Source organism: Bradyrhizobium sp. USDA 4510, from assembly GCF_054059095.1.
Map to the genome: position 1 here is coordinate 4,470,195 of NZ_JBSSBT010000001.1, position 18,453 is coordinate 4,488,647.

Sequence of the window (18,453 nt, forward strand, 5' to 3'; positions counted from 1 at the left end):
CACACGGGCGATCACGCGAGAAGCCTTGAGTCCCGGCGCATGGCTGTGCACCACCCGCCGTCTTGTTGAGTCACTTGTGTGAGGTCACTTCTGGACCTGTACCTCCGTCTCGATGGTGCCTGCTTTCTGAAAAACGATCGCGCATTTGAAGGTCTCGCCCGGCGTGAGCGCCTGACGCATCTGCAGCAGCATGACGTGATAACCGTCACGCTTCAGCTCGAGCATCGCCTTTGCCGGCACTGGTATATTGGATATCGAGCGCATCGCCGGTGCGCCTTCGCCGCGATCCACAGTATGACGCTCGGAAAAATTCGCAACCGGGCAGCGGACACGAAGCAGCGCATCGGCGCTGTCGGCCTCGTTCTTGATCGTCATCGTCAAGGGAAGGTCCCCGCCCGCTTTGTCGACCGCCGGCACGCGCGCGTCCACAATCTGCAAGGACTCGTTCGCGGCGGCGTTATGCATCACTCCGAACGTGCTGATCAGGCAGAATAATGGCAACGCGATCCATGATCGGCACGCAACGGCGCAATGCAACTCCCGCTCGAACGACATCAAGTTCTCTCCCAACATGATTTTTGCAGCATTGTTTCATGCTTCGTCGTGCGCTGCCAGCAATAGATCGCGAACGCTGCATCAACGCGATTTTGGGCACGCATAGCGGCCATGCTAACTTCCTGCGCATGAGTGCTCTCGATAAACTTCCGCCGGCACAGCGCGACGCAGCACATGCCGCACTGCGTCAGGTGATCGGCACCGCAGCGATCGAGGCCGTCACATCGGTCTCGGGCGGCGCAACGTCGGCGCAATTGTTCCGGATCGATGCAGGCGGCGAGAATTATTTGCTCCGAATCGAAGGAATGCCGAGCCCGCTGCGCAATCCGTTTCAGTATGTGTCGCTCAGGATCGCCGCCGAGGCCGGCATCGCGCCGCGACTCCATTATGTCGACGAGGCCTCGCGCGTCGCGGTGATGGATTTTGTGCAGCGGCAGCCGCTCGGCCGCTATCCCGGCGGCCTGCCGGCGCTGGCGAAGGCGCTCGGCGAATTGCTGGCGCGCCTGCAGGCGACGCCGACCTTTCCCGCTTTCGTGCGCTACCCCGACATCGTGGCCCGGCTCTGGGCCCATGTCGGCCGCACCGGCCTGTTCGCGCCCGGCGCGCTTGACCGTTGCAACGCGCATCTCGCGCGCATCCGCGCGGCCTATGCCTGGGATGAGGTCAACTCGGTGTCGAGCCACAACGACTCGCTCCCCGCCAACATCCTGTTCGACGGCAACAGGCTCTGGATGATCGACTGGGAATCCGCCTATCGCACCGATCCGCTGGTCGACCTCGCGATTGTCGGCGACAGCTTGGCGCGGACGCCGGAGCTGGAAAGCATTTTGCATCGTGCCTGGCTCGGCCGCCGGCTCGACGAGGCGCGGCGCGCACGGCTCGCACATGTCCGCGCGCTCACCCGGCTCTACTACGCCGGCGTGCTGCTCAGCGCATCGGCGACGGCGCCGCGCACCGTACCCGATACGAGCCTTGCGGCACCGACGCTTGCCGAGCTCTCAGAGGCCACACGCGCCGGCCGGCTCAAGGCCGGCACGCCGGCGGCCAAGCATGTGCTGGGCAAGATGTTCGTCGCCGCGTTCCTGACCGAAATCGCGACGCCCGGCTTCGATCTTTCGGTCTGACGTTCACCCCGGCGGATCGAACGTCGACGGAAAGAACTGCGGCGCAGCTCACTGCGGCACCGGGTGCAGCCTTGCGAGCTGGTCGAGCGACAATTCGGCCTCGCGATCGCTCAGGGGAAAACGCACGATCACGTCCTGACGCGCCAGCTGGCCCCACAGCGCATCCGACGACCATTTCTGCGGCTCGGGTCCGCGCGGACCGTCGACCCAGATGAAATACCATTCCGCCATGGACGCGACCAAAGCTCCTCGCCGGAACATTGGTCCTTCGCCGGCCAATCCGCAACGCCCGATTTCGTGCGCGGCGCGACAGGTGGGGCTATTCGTACGGCGTGCCGTCCTTGTGCAGGAAGCGGCCGTCGGAGCTCGGGCTCATCATGTCGATGTCGGAGCAGGTGATAACGTCGGCGCGCGAGCGCGAGCCGACCTCGAGATAGGTCGCCGTCATCTGCGACCTGTTGATCAGATGATGCCCGTTGCCGGAGTTCTTCGGAAACGCCGCGCAATCGCCGGCCCGCAGCACCATCTCGCCGCCGTCTTCCACCAGTACCACTTCGCCTGCGAGCACATAGACGAACTCGTCCTCATCCGAATGCCAGTCGCGCTGGCTCGACCAGTTGCCGGGCGGCAGCCGCATCAGGTTGACGCCGAAGTCGGCGAGCCCGCCGGCATCACCTAGACGCTGTCGCACCCGCTCGGCGCACGGCGCGGCGAACTCCGCCGGATAGCCGGTCCCCTTGCGCTCCGGGACGTTTGCAAGGTCGACCTTGGGCATGGCGTCTCTCCGGCGGTTGGCGGGCGAACGAGCGATCGGGCCGACTGCAATTGGTTTCATGGAAGGCGGCAGCGAGGAGGTTCCGCGGTCAGCCGCCAAATCGCTTCACCAGTTTTGAACCTTTGGCCGTGCTTATCTGCTGACCGGTCAAATCGCTTCCCACGCTCAATCCCTTCGTCATCAAGTTGCTGCGCAGGGCGGCCTGCTTCTCATCGGCGTAATCTACGTCGACGTGGTCGAGACTCATCAAATGCCCAAGTTCATGGGCCCACGCGCGTCCGTTGGCAAAGTCATTGCCATACCATTGGACAAAGCTTGCCGGCTCGGGATCGCTATGAAGATACGAGCCGCCACCAGCCGAGAGATTGACTATCGGATTGACGAGATAGATGTGGACCGCATTGTCGGGAGCATGCCGGAAACTGAGAACATCCAGAACGCGCTGATCATTGTTGCGCGCGCTCTTCGCCATATCGAGCGGTTTATCTTCCACGTAATCATTGATCACGAACCCGATCTTGGCCTTCGCCCAGATCTTATTGACCACATCCAGTGCCTTCTTGGCGGCCTCGCCACTCCATTTTTGCGGCTCGGCGACACCTTTCTCGGCAAATGGCGTAATGTAGATTTTCAGTGGAATAGACATGTGCGTCTCCAGAGATTTCGACGACACCTGCGGTGGGCGTCCACACGTCGACGTCCGGATCCCGAGGACGCAGATTTCGATTCTTTCGGGACTCGCACGTCTCAGCTCGAACGGATCGGCGTTGCTTCCAGATAGACGCAGTTCGCGCTCCTATGGAAGAGGCCCGAGGCTGCGACAAACGGCCGAGACGAACGGGCTGAACCTTGTCGACGCCACCGAGACTAACAACGCGGCCGTCACACGCTGACGATCCGGCACGAGAATCGCTTGAGCATGCGAGTTCAATTCCGAGATCACTATCGAGAGATGGAACTTCGCTTGGCGAAGCCCAGGCGGATGCCGGCACTGCCAGCCATTCCGACGCCAAAGATAAAAAGCAGCTATTTCAATATCTTACAGGTCGACTGACATTTGTTCGGCCGTGCACCACCGGCCCTACACGCTTCGGTGTATCCTTGAACAATCTCGCTGCCCCGAACGACAACATCAGGAATGGATTGGACTCAGATTTGTTCTCTACGGAGGTATGCCGGCGCCCGTAACGCTTGACGCAGTGGAGTTTGCGCGCGGCCACCTTCGATAACCTGCCGTTGTTTCGAGCCGATTTTGGACGTTCGCCATGCGCTACACGCTCCTCCGAGTTCTTGCTGTTCTTGCTGCTTCGGTTCTCCTGGCGTCTCAGCCAGCCTGGGCAACGAAGCGAGTGGCTTTGGTGGTCGGCAATTCGAACTATCAAAATGCGCCATTGCTTCCGAATCCTGCCAATGATGCCACCGCTATCGCCGCGACCTTGAAGGGCGCCGGGTTCGATTTGGTGGAGTCTCGGCTGAACCTGACCTCGAGCGACATGCGGCGGGCACTGAGGGATTTCGCCGATCAAGCTCGCGATGCAGACATCGCCATCGTCTATTATGCAGGTCACGGAATCGAGATCGACGGGACGAATTATCTGATCCCGACGGATGCCAGGCTTGAACGCGACACCGATATCTATGACGAGGCCTTCTCGCTCGATCGTGTCCTGCTGGCCATCGAGCCCGCCAAGCAGCTCCGCGTCGTGATCGTTGATGCCTGCCGCAACAATCCTTTCGCCGACACCATGAAGCGAACCGTCGCTTCGCGCGCGATCAGCCGCGGGCTCGCCCGGGTAGAACCCGCCGTATCCAATACGCTGATCGCGTTTGCGGCGAAGGCCGGACTGACCGCGCTCGACGGCAACAGCACGAACAGTCCCTACGCGACAGCGCTGGTGAAATATATCGCAAAGCCTGGACTGGACCTGCGCAGGGCTTTCGGCTTCGTCCGCGATGATGTCTTGCAAGCGACCGGCAACCGACAGGAGCCTTACGTTTACGGCTCACTGGGCGGTGAGGACGTTGCCCTCGTGCCAAAGGCAGAAGAGCCGGCGCCGCCGCCGGCTAACGCCTCGTCGGAGATTCGTCGCGACTACGAATTGGCCCTGCAACTGGGTAACAAGGCCGCTATGAGCGCGTTCCTCGCCCAGCACCCCGACGGCTATTACTCAAATCTGGCCAAGCTTCAGCTCAATCAGATCGACGCGGAGGACGCGCGCGTTACCGCCACCCGGAAAGCGCAGGAAGCAGAGCAGCAGAAGGCTCGGCTTGCGTCCGAAGGTGCCCAGCGAGCGGAGCAGGAAAAGGCGGCCGCAGAATTCAAGGCCGCGGAGGATGCCCGTATCGCGGCAGAAAGAACAAAGCAGGCGGCGCAGGACCAAGCTGCCGAGGCTGAACGGAAGCGGACCGCATCCCAAACCTCAACGGTCGCCATGCTTTCCACGAACGGACCTGTGGTCGACAGCGCCAAGCCGGATAATATTGCAACCGCTACCCCATCGCTGAATAGCGAGGGCGCGAAGGTTGCCGCCTTGAACACGGCGCCGCCGCAGGAGGATCTTGCCAAATCGGTGCAGAGCGAGTTGAGCCGGGTTGGCTGTTTCACGGGCTCCATCGACGGTGATTGGAACGCGGCCTCGCGTCGCTCCCTGACCCTGTTCAACCGGCACGCCGGAACCAAATTTGACGTCAAGCTTGCAAGCCTCGATGCGCTCGATGCGATCAAGCTGAAGCCGGCCCGGGTTTGCCCGCTGATCTGCGAACATGGCTACAAGGCCGACGGCGACCAGTGCCGCAAGATCACCTGCGCCGAGGGCTCGTTCCTGAACGAGGATAACGAATGCGAGAAGCGGCGCGGTAAAAAGCCGGTGGCAAAGCGTTACATTGATGAGCGCCCGTCGCGCGCCGATCGTCCGGTCCGCGAGAGGCCCGAGCCGCAAGCCGACGTTCCCCGACGACAGGCGACGGCGAGACCCTCGGGTGGCAGCGGCCAGATCGTGTGTGATGCTTATCTATGCCGCCCGGTCCGTCGCGGATGTCATCTCGATTACCGTGGCGGCGGAGGTCCCGGCGGCGGTACCGGCAATGTTGAGGTCTGCAACTAGGACGGCCACGGCGGCGCGCTCGAGATCGGGCCGCCGTCTTCTCCGCAATCGGTCATGCCCGGGGGCAACGGAGCCAAACCGCGGGGCCCTGCACGCAAGACGCCGGACAGCAGCTTCGGCCACAAGAATATTCACCACATGATCGCGCGCGACGGCCTCCTCAACCGCCCGAGTAGCCGGAGCAACGCGATCGCTTACCTACTTGATGGAGTATGATTTGATGTCGAACGACCAATTGTTCGGCAACAGTCTTCCGCCGCCGCTGTCCGGTATCCGCAGCTGACTGGTCCAATCCGACAGATAGCTCAACGTGTCGGCCGGCCCCTGAAGCTTGCGCTGAATGTCCGGCAGATCGAGCAATTGCACGCGTCGCTCGCTCAGGATCGCAACGATCACGGCGGACCCGGCCGGCGGCGCGACGACATATTCAAATCCACGTTGCTGTGCCGCCGGGGTCGGAACGATGAATTGGACGCCAGGCTTGACAAGATTCATGTCGGGTCCGACCGACTGCGCCAATAGCTCGGCAGTCGGGAAGATCTGGGACATCCGCCCGTCCGCATCAACATCCACCAGCATCAGATAGCCCGGCTTCCTGGCGGTTACGCCGAATGACACCTTGCCGCCAATGTTGACGGTTGGACCCGGCAGGATTTCAAGCGCCACGCTGGCGGCATTTGCCGGCCCGCGCGGGGCCTGTACGCGCCAGAGCAACGGAGCATTCGTCGCACCTGCCGATGGAGCGGCCGATGGCGGCGGCGTCGCCCACGCGGCCCCGCCTCCTGCCAGCAGCAGCACGATCGCGAACCAGGATTGCTTGCGGGAAACCAGTTTCGCTGGCGACATGACCGGCTGTCACAGCTTCGTCAGGGAACGCTGAAAAAGCCGATTGACGCGATCCGCGCGTCCGCCGGCAGGTAGCGCTCCAGACTCTTGATCACCTGCCCCGAGGCACGGCGCCGGTTGAGCTGCATCAAGACCGTCTCCAGATCAACCATCCGCTGCTGCGAGGTTACCGCGACGATCTGCTCGGCGCCAAACGGCTCGCCTACCCGAAGAGGCAGCCGCAGATTTGCTGACCGAGCCATCGCGGCATCGGAACCCACCGGATACAGCATCTGGATGGTTCCATCACCGGACACGTTGAATAGCAGCACCGCCCGCGAACCGACGTCGGACAATTCGACCTCGACGGTCTGTCCGCTGCGCTGCTGTCGGTCATCCGGCCAAATACGCATCAGCTGCGGCGACTGCGTCGCCATGCGCTTCAGCTCCCGAATTGCCGCGGTTCGGTTGACCACTGTCGTCAAACCGCCAACGTCGACGCCATAGGCGACCACGTCGCCCCAGGCGATCACATCATGGGATACGGGGTCCCAGATCAGGTCGGGATTATCAGTCGGTTGAACGGCCTGCACGCTGGCGTCCTGCGGCTTGACGCTGGTGAAATAGCCCATCTTGCCGTCAAGCGCTGCCAAGCGGATCGGCGTGGTGAGGCGGAAGGGCGGCAGTGCGGCACTGGGCGCGGCCGGGGCGGTCGCAGCGGCACTGGTTGGACCGGTTTGCGACTTGGCCGTAACGGCCGGCGGCGCAGGGGTCTGCTTCTCGGCGGACGCGACGGTAGCGACCTGGCCGGAGGCAGCTCTCGCCGCCGTGCCCTGGATCAGCACCACGCCGCGGGTCAGTTCGAACGCGACCTCGGTTTCCGGCATCTGTGCCGGCGACGATACCGTCACGATATTCTGGCGCTGGTCGGACAGTTGATAGACCACCTGCCGAACATTGCTGAAAAGCTCTTTCAGGGTCACCTTGCCATCATGATTGATGTCCGCGTTGCCCTCCACGGCGCGCGCAACGGCATAACTCAGGGCGCCGCGCAGGCCATCGATCCCCGGAATCCGCACTTCCGGCGCCTTGGTGTGCCGATCGACCGCGGCGATGAACGCGGTGTGGTCGAGATCGAGTTCGGACTTCGGGTCGTCGCTGCTCGACACCGGCTTCAATTCATCGACCAGCAGCGTGTAGCGGGGCACCTGCCGAAAACTCATCTCAGCCGCCCGCGGATCGATATCGCGCACCATTCCGCCGCCATGGCAGGTATCCGCGACGAAAATCACCCTTGCGCCGCGCAATTCGAACTGCCGGATGAAATGGTTGAATTCGCTTCCCAGAATGCGCTCGACCGACCCGGCGGGCGTGGTCGCGAATTCGGGCAGCAAGAACACGTTCTCCATTCCGTCCGGTTCGGAGCCCTTGATCCGCTCCGGCTCCTGCGTGCCGTGGCCTGCGATCGACAGGAAGACGAGATCGTTGCTCTTTGTCCGCTCCACCAGTGAGCTGATTTCGCGCAGCACGCTCGCCCTGTCCGCCTGTGCATTGGTCAGCTCGACCACATCGCTGACGCCCATGGTCCTCAGGCTCGACACGATGTCATTGGCGTCGGCGACCGCGCCCTTCAATTTGCGTACATGCTGGTAGTCGTCGATCCCGATGACGAGCGCCCGGAGCGCCGCACCGTCGGGATTGCTTATCGACAGTTCACCCGCCGCATGCGCGCGCTGGAGTGGCAGGCCGATCAACGCGGCGAGCAGGATGGCGGCACACAGCCAACCGGTCCTTCGATCAAAGCCCCTGAGCGTTCGCATCGCGATCCACCTCGATATCAAGCAGGTCCGCCCTGGAACCGCACCGGCAAGGCAGAGCGGCAGGAATGCCGTCCGGACCTCCGGAAACCAGCGCGCAGGCGGTGATCCATGTTCATCTGTAGCCTTGGCAAGACCTCAGGTTCAGCGCCGTTTGTTCGCCGTCTTGCGGCCTGTCGGCGCCTCGGTCTCCTGATAGGCGTTCGCGGAAACGGTCGTCTGATCGTCTGCGAACGCCCGAAAGCGGACCGGAACGTAACCGCGCGCAAGCAGGCTCGCGAGCGGGTAGACGTTGCGGCAGACCCGACCGTTGCAGCCACCCGTCGAGGATTCCATGACCTCGGCCTTGCGATCCGGGGTGAACCGCAGGAACAACATCACGTGGGAACCCGGTTTGTTCAGGGCGTCACCAGGCTTGAGGTCCCAGGGGTTGGTCACCGGCGCGGCGATCGCGGGAATGGCAGCGGTCGTGTAATGGACGGAAAGTCCCCACGTGGCACTGACGAACGCCGAACAGTCGACACCCGCCACATCCGGCCGTGGCTCGTTACGGGTGCAGACATTGCCCGCCAGGGTCCCGCCGTCGATCCGCTGCCGGAAATTCGCGAGCGAACCGTGGCAGCCCCAGCAATAGGGCACACCCCGCACTTCTTGGTTTACCTTGCCCTGCAGATACCACGGCCGGCGAATACGGCTGAAACCGGAGCATTGGCTGTCGGGATCGCTGCCGTAGTTCGCCGGTGTCAGCTTCCACTGGATGCCCTCAAAGGCGAAGGCCGTCTCGATCGCCTGCTGACGATTGGACGGCCGCACGGCGGCGGTCGCATTGAACTTGATATCCGGCCGCGCCGCCGCCGGCGCGGCCGCCGTGCGCGACGGCCTGACGTCAATGACGGATACCTTCCCCAGGGGGCGGAAGCCGACACCAACCACCTCGACGCCATCCGGCTTGGTACGCAGAAAATAGACGTCGCCGTCGCCCGAGACGGTGACGAACCGCCGGGTCACGGGCGTGTTCTCCAGCGGCAGCTCGTAGATACCCTCAAGGCGTCCGTTCGCGGCATAGCGTGCGACGAAGGTGGAGGCATTCTTGCCCGACGGCGGAATGTCCTCGGCCAGCACGTAGAAGCGGTCGCTGTTGTCGATCTCGAGAAACTCCACGGTGCCGAGCTGGTTGCGGACGCGCAGGCCGAGCTGACCGATGGTCTCGTTGGAGACCATGGTCTGGATTTCGACCCGAACGCCGGCATTGCCCTTGTCGGGAATGATATCGGCGATCACCGATCCCTTGCTGCGCGAGGCGATATATTGCCGGTCGGGCTGTCGCGTCGTCCTCACGATGGCCGCGCGCGTATTCTGATCCAGCAAGTCGGTCGGGCTGCTCAGCGCCTGCGAGCCCATCTGTGCGAAGGCCGAAATGGCGACCTGGTCGTCGGTTCCGCGGGATGAGACTTCCTCCAGTTGGATCTCGTCGCCGCCCAGCCCGCGTGTGGACTGTCCTGGTGCCGCCTTCAGCATCCGCACGCCGCCGTCCCAAACCATGATGTCGTCGTTATGGACGACGAGGTCGGTGGGCTGGACGTCGCCAGGCATCTTCAGGATGTCGGGAGCAGTGTTCGGTTGCTTGGGGTCGAACTGCAGAATGCGGCCATTGATTTGATCGAGCACAAACAGATTTCCCTGTCCGTCAGCGCTGAGCGCTTGCGGGCCCGCGAGTTCGACGTCCTGGCTGGCCGCGACGATCCCCACCATGGATGCAGCCGAACCGCCGGCAAAGCTTCGCACGACCGCGTCGTCGGCCCTAGCCCCGGTGGCAGCTATGGCCGCGCCGACGATAGAGAGCCAGATCCAGCTAGATCGACGAAGCATATCCGCCTCAATGTAACCGAACCGAATGCGGCGTCAGTCCGACTAATCCAAGACTGCCTAATCCAAGACTGCGCGAGTGCAGCGTCAATTAGTGGCGAGCAACCCCGATCCCGTTCAACTCTTTCACTGGACGGTGATAGTCCGAACTCCTTCAGCCTGCAGTGCAAAATCATGGCCAGAAACAGATTTGAGCAAGTCAGCGAAATCCAGCCCGACGCGATTACTCTGGTTTTGAGACGCGACAATGCCGGCGCCTCCGGGTCAATCGTGTTGCCGGTCGCCGCAAGCGGAGGTCGCCTGAGCAGCGACCAGGTCAGCGCCCATATGCCGGCCCAGGATGCCTTTCGCGGCGCAATCCGTCTCGCCAATGACATGAAGCTCGCGATCGTGGTTTGCGACCCCGATGGCGTCTGGAAACCGGAATGGGGCGACCTTTACCAGGCGATCGATTGACCCACACGGGCAGACGCTGCGGCGCCGCATGGAGGCCGGCATGGCAAATGGAGCGTTAAGCGGGCTGTCGTTGAGGTCGCGAGCCTTGATGATCGTCCTGTTGGCCGCAACCGGCTGGCCTGCGCGGGCGAACGATTCGGCGGCCGAATTGTCCATCGGCGGGCTGCAATTCGTCCGCACCAAGGACGTGGCCATGGCGAGCGAGGAGCTTCATATCGGGCTGGACCGGGTCAGCGTTCGCTACCAATTCGTCAACCAGACGAGCAAGCCGGTTGCGCTCACTGTCGCCTTTCCGCTGCCGGACATCGACCTGTCCGAAGCCGAGAGCATTGCGCTTCCATCGAGCGATCCGGTCAACTTCGTCGCGTTCGAGACGAGGATCGACGGCAACCCGGTGCCGCTGGCCATCGACCAGCGCGCCATGGTCGGCAACAAGGATGTCACCGCCCTCCTCCGTCAGTTCAAGCTGCCTTTGCTGCCGCTCGGTGATCGGGAGATACGGGTGGCCGACCTGCCGGCGACAACCCGCACGAAGCTGATCGATGATGGCCTTCTGATGCCTGCCGGCATGAGCGACAACGGTCACCAGCAATACACGCCCGGCTGGATAACCAGGACGTCGGCTGTTCGCGAGCAAGTGTTCCCAGCGGCGCGTACCGTCACGGTCGAACATCAATATCGCCCGAGCGTCGGCTCCAGCCCCGACACGGTCCTGCGCTCCGGTCTGCGTCACAGCGCGGCGCTAGGCCCGGAAGTCGAGCGATACCGGAGAGATTATTGCGTTACGGATGCCTTCCTTGCCGAATTGGACAAGCGCACAGGTGACAGCCAGGCTAACACCGCAAAGCTGCAGGAGCGGCGTATTTCCTACGTGCTCAAGACGGGTGCGAACTGGGCGGGTCCAATCCGGTCCTTCACGTTGACGATCGATCCGGGCGGCGACGACCGTCTGGTCAGTTTTTGTCCAGGGCGGCTCAAGCCGTCATCTGCCGACAACGCGCGGCAGTTCACGGCGAGCGACTTCAAGCCGGATGCCGACCTGAAGATCCTGATGATCGGCAAGTTCTGAACGGCAGCTCAATTGGTGAGCATCACGTAGCGTCCAGCCGCGGTGATGGTCACATTGCCGCGTTGAGCTTCGCTGGTTGCCTGCAGGAAGAATGTGTCGGCAGCCATCGGTCGCGGCTGGCGCAATGAATCCAGAACCCGCGGGGCTGCGACGGCCAACAGGAGTTGCGGACCGGTCGTACGCTCCATCGGCAGGGCAAAGGAAAGCGAATCGACGCCCGGCTTCAGGAGGTAGGACAAACTCCGCACCTCGCCGCGATCCGAGACCATGAGCAGTTCCACCACCCGGTTGGCAAAATTCTCGACGGTCCCATTGAGGGTCTCGCCGGCCTTCAGCTCCGTCGCCGACAGGTTGATGCGCGGCGCCCGCGCTTGATCGCTTCCGACCTGACTGAGGAATTTGACGGCCGGACATTGTGCCTGATTCACCTGCCTGACGCCGACCGAAGCCTCAAATCCCTGCTCCTTTCGAAACGCCTTGTCGAAGGTATCGAACGGGGCGGTCGAAGCGCCGAAGCCTTCAATGACGGCTGCGCTTGAGCTCACGGCAACAGGCAGGATGAAGAAGCAGTCGCCGCCCGCATACTGGGCAACATATTTGCGGATGCGCTCGGCTCGACCCGGCCCGTCGGGGGACGGAGACGGCGTCAACGTCGGCTGAGACGGCAGCTTCACCGGCTCCTGACGTGCCGGCGGTGGCGGAGCAGGCTCGCTCGTCGGCGCGGATGTCCCGGCGAGTTTCGGAGGTGGCGGCAAGGCCGCCAAGCCCGATGTCTTCCAGACAAATTTATAGAAGGTGTACCCACCGCCGCCCAGCAGAAGCAGCAGCCCCGCGACGCAAGCGCTGAGCCAGATGCGGCGAGAGTTCCGCGTGGTTGATGGCACCCGCTCCTGCGGCGCAGATGAACCAGCCTGCGACTTCGCCAATGGATCGAAGCCATAGAGCGGTGCGGCGGACGGCTGCGCCGAACCCGCCGGCGTCCAGGTGGCGACCTCCGCCATGGTCGGGCGCAACGCCGGGTCCGGCTGCAGCATCCTCTCGAGAAGCGGCCTGATGCGCATATCCACCGCGCCGAGATCGGGCACGCGCCGACGCTTCTCCACCAGTTGAAACTGGCTCCCGCCCATATCGAGCTTCTGTCCGGTCAGGGCATGGAACAGCACGAGACCAAAGCTGTAGACGTCGGATTTCGCGGTGACATCATTGCCGTACAAGCCGACCTGTTCCGGCGACGCGTAATTGTCCTTGCCGGCGAAGCCGGAACCGATGATGGTCTTGTCACCCACCTGCGTCGACCGGGCGATCCCGAAGTCGATGATCTTCGCCCGCCTTACATCGTCGAGCGGCACGATGATGTTGTCGGGGGAGACATCGCGATGGATAATGCCGTGCTCGTGAGCGGCCTGAAGGCCCGATGCGACCCGCCGCATCAACTTGATCAGCGCTTCGAAGGTCAGCGGCCCATCGTCGAGCATGTTCGACAGCGAGCGTCCGTTCACAAACTCCATCGCCAGATACGGGCGCTGCAGTGCGGGTTCGACCGTGAACAGGAAGTAGCGAACGATTGCTTCGTGCGGAAGATTGTGAAGTGCCGCGGCCTCCCGCCGGAACAGCGCAAGCGCCGCCTCGTTGTCGACCATGTCGGGCAGCAGCATCTTGACCGCGACGGGCGATCCGGTCTGGATCTCGCGGCATCGGTAGACCTCCCCCATGCCGCCTGCCCCGATCATCGCCTCGATCTCGTAAATGCCGTTGAGCCGCGTGCCGGCCGGCACACCGCGGTAGGATGACCGAAACGGATCGTTCGCGGTCATGGTCGCGGCTCCCGATCAAGCGGCGTCCTCGTAGGCTCTGAGGATCGCGGCGCGAGCAATCGCACGATCACGATCGTGACGTTGTCGAGCCCGCCGCGATCAAGTGCGAGCGCGAGCATGTCGTCGCAGGCGGCCTGGGCAAGGCGGGTGGCCGCGTGCTGCTCGATCTCGTCGTCCCGCACGTGCCGGGTCAAGCCGTCACTGCAAATCACGAAGATGTCTTCCGGTTCGGCCCTACCGGTCACCACCTCGAGCTCAGGGTCGGCGACGACACCGACAGCCCGGGTGATGGCATTGCTCGGCCAGTCCTGGACCTCTTCGCGCGATAGCGCGCCATCGGCGATCAGTTCCTCCAGCTCGCTATGATCGTGCGACACCTGCGTGATGCCGTGGCGGTTGATCAGGTACACCCGGCTGTCACCCGCCCAGATACAGGCATAATGGCCGTCGCGCACGAGCAGGACTGCCGTTGTGGTCCCGACAATAGCTCCCTGCCTTTCATGGCTGAGTGCCAGGATCTGCTGGTTGGCGCTGAACAGACGCGCCTCGCATTGCGCCAGCAGGTCCGCCGCGGAGTCCGGCGCGCCGATGGAATCAAGCGACTCCACCACGATGCGGCTGGCAAGATCGCCCGCCTCGTGACCACCCATACCGTCAGCGACGGCCCACAAGCCGACGTCGGTCCTTACCAGGCATGCATCCTCGTTCCGCGCCCGCACCCGTCCGGCGTGAGTGACGCTACCGACATCGAACAAGGAAGGGACGTGTGCCATCGCGCGTCATCCCGTCCCGGATACTTCGCGGCCAACGTCGCCGGTCAGCAATGTGGAATAGCGAAACGGATCCGGCAATCCGCGGCAACAGAGTGCGACCGGCGAAAACCCTTCGCCCCCGGCGGTCCACCAGAAACTAGCCGCGGCATAGACTTGAGGGTTGGCGCCGCAGAGCGTGCCGAACGACTCGGCAAACCCGTCGACCGTAGAAACCATTCCCAGCGTCGCATCGCTCAGCGACACGACCGGCGGTCGATCGGTCCCCGGCGTCCGCAGACGCGGAAGCGCGAGACGATCCAGTGCATCGGAGATCTGCTCGAACGTCGCAGCCCGGTCCAGGGTCGAGAGCAGGAACGTCTCCACTTGCACAAACCATTCGTCCTGCGGATCGATGTGTGGCGGCGACAGCGCGGCGTCGCCATCCGGCACCGCATGCAGCGTCAACGGATAGTATCGCCCCACGCCGTCAAGCGAGGGCATGATCGCTCCTGCGACTGTGGTGCCGCAGATCGCGGCGCCAAGCCAGAATCGCCAAATCGGCGCGGTCAGGAATGCTTCCTGCCAGCCGGCGCCGAGTTGAAGGCGGCTCGCAGAGATGGCTGCCTGCACCCACGGCTCCCAGACTTCGAGGAAGCCGCGCGGCGTCGCGATCGCGATGAAATCACGCTTCGCGCCGATCTTGCCGAATAAGCCGCATCGCATGGTCATATTCCGGTCGGGCAACGAAACTCGCGGAGCACTGACAGGTTTAACGGATTGCGCAGCGATCCGGTCGAAATCTGATAGTTGAGCTCGCGTCCGGCAACAATGAACGTTGCGCTGGCGGATTCCGCCTTGGCGACCAGCGAACCAGCCTCCAGCATTCGGAACAATGACCAGGGACCGATGCGCTCGAGTACGGATGGCGAGCCGGTCTCGTTGCTGACCGAAATTGCCGTCCGCGGCGATGGGCCGGGCCAGAGCACCGTCGTCGGTGAATTGCTCTGCGGCGGCGGCGGCGGAGCGGGTTGCGGCGCGCCAAACATGGAGGGGGTTGCGGCTGGTCCTGGTGTGGTTGGGCTCGTGATCGTCGTGCCGCCGATCTCGGTCTTGACTGTGATGCCGGGTCCGGCCGCGGCCGGCGGCCGGATCGCAAAGGACACCGCCGGCACACCGCCGCCAGTCTGGAAAAAGGCATCGCGGATATAGGCTGCGTTCTGGAACTGCTTTAGCGTATCGGGCGAGAACGATCGGCCGACGGGGCTCTCCTTCCGCCAGACCCATTCGGATCGCGACGTATCCGCATAAGGCGCCAGGAACTGAGTGAAGAACTTGTCCATGACACCGTTCGGGCTGAACAGTTTGGCAAAGTCCGCGAGCGGGACTTCCTGACCGCTGCTCCGTACGAACGGGTAGCGGTTGGTCACCGTCTGCTGACAGACCGGCGTGACCTGATCGCGCAACGACTGCAGGATCTGACCGGCCGTGGAGGCGGCGATGCTGCCTTCGAACTCCCCAGCCGCCGCCCGCAGCATATCGGAAAATGGTGGCGGCATACGCGAGGCATTGTTGCGCAGCGCCGCAACCTGGGTCTGAAGCCCCGCCGTTGCTTGCGCCGTCAGCTGCGGATTCTCGACCATCAGCGTCAGATTCTGCGCGATGTCGTTCAGGTTTGCGATCGTCGAGTCGATCGGCCGGCGGGTGCTCTCCCCTTCAAGCACTGCATGGTAGGGTTTGAACTGCGACTCGATCGCCGCACCGGGCGTACCATCCTGGGCGTTGTTGAACAGCGCCGGCGCGGTCACCGCGGGCGGCGCGGCCGGCGTGCCGCCGCTCGCCGGCTTCGGGCGTTCCTTGGTCAGCATCGTCTCATCGCGCACCGACTCCAGGATTTGCCGCATCGGCGAAGTCGGCGCCGAAAGCGCCCTCAACACCTCGTATTTCGGCTTGTCGGCGAGCAATTTCTTCAGACGCAGACTGCCGAGCGCGGTCCGCCACGTCGTCACGAACTCATTGGAGTAGATGCTGAGCAGATCGCCGGCCAGATTGTCATACTGCTGGTCTATTGCCGATTGCTGGCCGGCGTCACCCAACACCCACCGCTCCCGCTTCATGCGCTGCGACAATCCGGGCAGTCGAGCGATGAACTTCTGATTGAAGCCGTTGTAGGTGAAGAACTCGGGCACCCGCACATTGTCCAGGGGCTGCCCAGTCGTGGTTTCGAAGACAACTGCCACGTCCGGACCGCCTCGGCGGCTGGCGATCCAGTCGCCGGCGGTCGATCCTCGAGCCTCCGACTTCAGGAACTCGTAGGCGCGTTGCGAGACGCTGAGGCGCGCCAATGAATTCTGGGCCTGCTTGATCAGCCGTCCGTCAAGCTCGACCAGCGGCGGCTGCTCGGTTTCGAGGTCGAACATGGCGACGAGATTTTCGTCGAGCAGACGCCGCCCTTCCGCATTGGTCGCGCCAGGATAGAGGTTGTCCGCCCAGTCGCGCTGCATCCAGGAACGGATGAGCTCGCGGTCAGGGGATTGCAGGCCGCCGAGCATCAGGTAGACCTTCAGCGCCTCATAGACGAAGGCAGGCTCGTTGATGCGCGCATTGAGCTGCTCTTCCAACCGGTACAGCAAGCGAGGCCGGAACATGCGCTCAAGCGCGGTGTGATAGGCCGCCTTCGCGGGCGATAACAGGCGCGCGTGCTGACTGAGCCCGTAGCGCGCCGACAGTGCTACCGGCTCATTCCGTGAGGCATAGCCGGCCGGGGCGTTCCGCAGCCGATAGAGCAGCGGCAGCACCTTGTCGAGATCGTGATCGGCGATCAGCGTTTGCTTGATGAGCGGCGCCCCGGCGGCCGCATACTCGTTGTCCGCCTGCAAGCTCTGCTCGATCAGGTCGGAGTTGCGCTTGTAGCTGGTCAGCCACGCACCGACCAGTCCGATCGCCACCAAACCTATCAGCGACAGCGCCGCGGTCTTGAGGATCAAGGCGCGGCGCACCGCAGCGCGGTCGGTCGAGACCCAGTCGGCCTCGCCGATGATGACCTTCGAAATCAAATCGGCAAGGAAAAAGCTCTTGCCGGTTCCGGAGTACGATCCGGCACCGACTTCCTCCGCGCCGAACGTACGCGCCAACGATCCGATCAATTGATCGATCGGCGTACCCTGCTGAGTGCCCGACGTGAAATAGAATCCACGCAGATTGGCGTTCACGTGATACCGTGTCGGCTCAAAAATCTGGTTGAGGAAATCGTGGATCTGCGGCTTGAGCCGCGCCATCTGCGCCGGGAAGCCAAACAACTGCACCCGGTGCTGCGGCGTGGGCTCGTCCTGCAGACGGTCGAGCGTTTCCTCGCTCAGACGCTCCAGCAGGCGATCGAACTCGACCGGGACCTGCCCCACCAGATTCTGGGTCTTGTCGGCGGTCTGGAACGTGGCGCCCCAGACCTGGCGCCGGCCGGCCTCGCTGAGATAGGCGAAATATTCGGTGAAACCGGCAACGAGATCGGCCTTGGTGAACAGCGCGTAGACCGGGAAGCTCACTTTCAGCCTTTGATGCAGTTCGAGGAGCCGCATCCTGATGGCATCGGCATGAAGCGCGAGTTCCTGCTTCGGCAGCGTCAGCACGTCCTCCAGACTGATCGCGACGAGAACGCCGTTGATCGGCTGGCGCGACCGATTTTTTTTCAGGATGTCCAGGAAGGACAGCCAGCTTTCCTTGTCGGCTTTGCTGTTCGAATCCTGGGTCGTGTAGCGACCGGCGGTATCGATCAGCACCGCTTCCTCGGTAAACCACCAATCGCAGTAGCGAGTCCCGCCGACGCCGGCGATCGCCGCCGGCGTCGCCCCGCGCGCGAGCGGAAACTTGAGTCCCGAATTGACCAGCGCGGTGGTCTTTCCCGCACCGGGCGGGCCGATAATGACGTACCAGGGTAGATCGTAGAGATATCCGGACTTGTTGCCGCTCGCGGTCTTGAGCGTTGCGAGCGCATCCTTCATGCGCTCCTTGAGCACCGGCTCGTCGCTGACAGCCTGGTCCGCAGCGCTGACGCCGTCGGCGATCTCTTTGGCATTCTTGCGTCGCTTGAAGAAATGAAGGCCGGTGATGCCTGCCGCCGCCGCGCCGAGCAGCAGGATCGCGATCTGGCGAACGATGTGATTTTCCAACGGATGCCAGTCGCCGAAAGCAACGAAGGGACCGGCAAGGTAGATCACTGCTCCAAGCGAGCTGAGCCCGACTCCATAGAGAACGATGCGTAGAATGTCCTTGGCGAGCATATTGATCGGTACCTGTCGCTTA

At 63.2% G+C, this 18,453-nt stretch carries 15 protein-coding genes; 4 read left to right on the forward strand and 11 right to left on the reverse strand.

The window, feature by feature from the left end; all coding sequences use genetic code 11:
- Window positions 1-84 precede the first annotated feature (84 nt).
- Entirely contained in the window at window positions 85-555 is a 471-nt protein-coding gene (locus ACVMDN_RS20640; RefSeq protein ID WP_307720401.1) for a copper chaperone PCu(A)C, read from the reverse strand.
- Window positions 556-683: 128 nt separating this feature from the next.
- On the opposite strand from ACVMDN_RS20640, the gene ACVMDN_RS20645 reads away from it, so the two are divergent.
- Entirely contained in the window at window positions 684-1,679 is a 996-nt protein-coding gene (locus ACVMDN_RS20645; protein WP_456835029.1) for a phosphotransferase, read from the forward strand.
- Between the two features lie 48 nt (window positions 1,680-1,727).
- On the opposite strand, the gene ACVMDN_RS20650 is transcribed toward ACVMDN_RS20645, so the two are convergent.
- The 3 genes from ACVMDN_RS20650 to ACVMDN_RS20660 all read right to left on the reverse strand — a co-directional run bounded on the left by ACVMDN_RS20650 (window position 1,728) and on the right by ACVMDN_RS20660 (window position 3,100).
- Window positions 1,728-1,910, reverse strand: coding sequence for a hypothetical protein (locus tag ACVMDN_RS20650; protein ID WP_168857061.1), 183 nt, complete (start codon window positions 1,908-1,910; stop codon window positions 1,728-1,730).
- Between the two features lie 88 nt (window positions 1,911-1,998).
- Window positions 1,999-2,454 carry a cupin domain-containing protein gene (locus ACVMDN_RS20655; protein WP_456835028.1) on the reverse strand — a complete coding sequence of 152 codons (456 nt, stop codon included), beginning with the start codon at window positions 2,452-2,454 and terminating at the stop codon, window positions 1,999-2,001.
- Window positions 2,455-2,542: 88 nt separating this feature from the next.
- Window positions 2,543-3,100, reverse strand: a complete 558-nt coding sequence (locus ACVMDN_RS20660; protein WP_253608186.1) for a zinc-dependent metalloprotease — start codon at window positions 3,098-3,100, stop codon at window positions 2,543-2,545.
- A gap of 619 nt (window positions 3,101-3,719) precedes the next feature.
- Here ACVMDN_RS20660 and ACVMDN_RS20665 point away from each other — a divergent pair.
- Window positions 3,720-5,558, forward strand: coding sequence for a caspase family protein (locus ACVMDN_RS20665; RefSeq protein WP_456814497.1), 1,839 nt, complete (start codon window positions 3,720-3,722; stop codon window positions 5,556-5,558).
- Between the two features lie 198 nt (window positions 5,559-5,756).
- On the opposite strand, the gene ACVMDN_RS20670 is transcribed toward ACVMDN_RS20665, so the two are convergent.
- From ACVMDN_RS20670 to ACVMDN_RS20680, 3 genes are all read right to left on the reverse strand, one after another.
- Window positions 5,757-6,356, reverse strand: a complete 600-nt coding sequence (locus ACVMDN_RS20670) for a DUF4384 domain-containing protein (RefSeq protein ID WP_456814498.1) — start codon at window positions 6,354-6,356, stop codon at window positions 5,757-5,759.
- A gap of 68 nt (window positions 6,357-6,424) precedes the next feature.
- Window positions 6,425-8,203 (reverse strand): caspase family protein, encoded by a 1,779-nt coding sequence (locus ACVMDN_RS20675; RefSeq protein ID WP_057019583.1) that lies wholly within the window; start codon window positions 8,201-8,203, stop codon window positions 6,425-6,427.
- Between the two features lie 141 nt (window positions 8,204-8,344).
- Window positions 8,345-10,069, reverse strand: coding sequence for an NHL repeat-containing protein (locus tag ACVMDN_RS20680; RefSeq protein ID WP_253589954.1), 1,725 nt, complete (start codon window positions 10,067-10,069; stop codon window positions 8,345-8,347).
- 171 nt (window positions 10,070-10,240) lie between these two features.
- Here ACVMDN_RS20680 and ACVMDN_RS20685 point away from each other — a divergent pair, with 171 nt between their 5' ends.
- Both ACVMDN_RS20685 and ACVMDN_RS20690 read left to right on the forward strand, forming a co-directional pair.
- Complete coding sequence (locus tag ACVMDN_RS20685; protein WP_456814499.1) at window positions 10,241-10,522, forward strand: hypothetical protein; 282 nt, start codon at window positions 10,241-10,243, stop codon at window positions 10,520-10,522.
- A gap of 88 nt (window positions 10,523-10,610) precedes the next feature.
- Window positions 10,611-11,591, forward strand: coding sequence for a DUF4424 domain-containing protein (locus tag ACVMDN_RS20690; RefSeq protein ID WP_456785203.1), 981 nt, complete (start codon window positions 10,611-10,613; stop codon window positions 11,589-11,591).
- A gap of 8 nt (window positions 11,592-11,599) precedes the next feature.
- Here the strand turns inward: ACVMDN_RS20690 and ACVMDN_RS20695 are convergent, their stop codons facing one another.
- From ACVMDN_RS20695 to tssM, 4 genes are read right to left on the reverse strand one after another with little or no spacing between them, the layout of a single operon-like run.
- Window positions 11,600-13,405, reverse strand: coding sequence for a serine/threonine-protein kinase (locus tag ACVMDN_RS20695; RefSeq protein ID WP_456785204.1), 1,806 nt, complete (start codon window positions 13,403-13,405; stop codon window positions 11,600-11,602).
- On the reverse strand, window positions 13,402-14,178 hold the full coding sequence (locus ACVMDN_RS20700) for a PP2C family protein-serine/threonine phosphatase (protein WP_057019587.1): 777 nt from the start codon (window positions 14,176-14,178) through the stop codon (window positions 13,402-13,404). The genes ACVMDN_RS20695 and ACVMDN_RS20700 overlap by 4 nt, the downstream gene beginning before the upstream one ends.
- A 6-nt stretch (window positions 14,179-14,184) precedes the next feature.
- Window positions 14,185-14,886, reverse strand: a complete 702-nt coding sequence (tagF, locus tag ACVMDN_RS20705) for a type VI secretion system-associated protein TagF (protein ID WP_456814501.1) — start codon at window positions 14,884-14,886, stop codon at window positions 14,185-14,187.
- On the reverse strand, window positions 14,883-18,431 hold the full coding sequence (gene tssM / locus ACVMDN_RS20710; RefSeq protein ID WP_456814502.1) for a type VI secretion system membrane subunit TssM: 3,549 nt from the start codon (window positions 18,429-18,431) through the stop codon (window positions 14,883-14,885). Before tssM ends, tagF begins: the two co-directional genes overlap by 4 nt.
- Between the last annotated feature and the right edge of the window lie 22 nt (window positions 18,432-18,453).

Bases quoted from the DNA above. Each gene is read 5' to 3' on its own strand.
- ACVMDN_RS20640 (WP_307720401.1), bottom strand. From the start codon at position 555: ATGTCGTTCGAGCGGGAGTTGCATTGCGCCGTTGCGTGCCGATCATGG.
- ACVMDN_RS20645 (WP_456835029.1), top strand. From the start codon at position 684: ATGAGTGCTCTCGATAAACTTCCGCCGGCACAGCGCGACGCAGCACAT.
- ACVMDN_RS20650 (WP_168857061.1), bottom strand. From the start codon at position 1,910: ATGGCGGAATGGTATTTCATCTGGGTCGACGGTCCGCGCGGACCCGAG.
- ACVMDN_RS20655 (WP_456835028.1), bottom strand. From the start codon at position 2,454: ATGCCCAAGGTCGACCTTGCAAACGTCCCGGAGCGCAAGGGGACCGGC.
- ACVMDN_RS20660 (WP_253608186.1), bottom strand. From the start codon at position 3,100: ATGTCTATTCCACTGAAAATCTACATTACGCCATTTGCCGAGAAAGGT.
- ACVMDN_RS20665 (WP_456814497.1), top strand. From the start codon at position 3,720: ATGCGCTACACGCTCCTCCGAGTTCTTGCTGTTCTTGCTGCTTCGGTT.
- ACVMDN_RS20675 (WP_057019583.1), bottom strand. From the start codon at position 8,203: ATGCGAACGCTCAGGGGCTTTGATCGAAGGACCGGTTGGCTGTGTGCC.
- ACVMDN_RS20680 (WP_253589954.1), bottom strand. From the start codon at position 10,069: ATGCTTCGTCGATCTAGCTGGATCTGGCTCTCTATCGTCGGCGCGGCC.
- ACVMDN_RS20685 (WP_456814499.1), top strand. From the start codon at position 10,241: ATGGCCAGAAACAGATTTGAGCAAGTCAGCGAAATCCAGCCCGACGCG.
- ACVMDN_RS20690 (WP_456785203.1), top strand. From the start codon at position 10,611: ATGATCGTCCTGTTGGCCGCAACCGGCTGGCCTGCGCGGGCGAACGAT.
- ACVMDN_RS20695 (WP_456785204.1), bottom strand. From the start codon at position 13,405: ATGACCGCGAACGATCCGTTTCGGTCATCCTACCGCGGTGTGCCGGCC.
- ACVMDN_RS20700 (WP_057019587.1), bottom strand. From the start codon at position 14,178: ATGGCACACGTCCCTTCCTTGTTCGATGTCGGTAGCGTCACTCACGCC.
- tagF (WP_456814501.1), bottom strand. From the start codon at position 14,886: ATGACCATGCGATGCGGCTTATTCGGCAAGATCGGCGCGAAGCGTGAT.
- tssM (WP_456814502.1), bottom strand. From the start codon at position 18,431: ATGCTCGCCAAGGACATTCTACGCATCGTTCTCTATGGAGTCGGGCTC.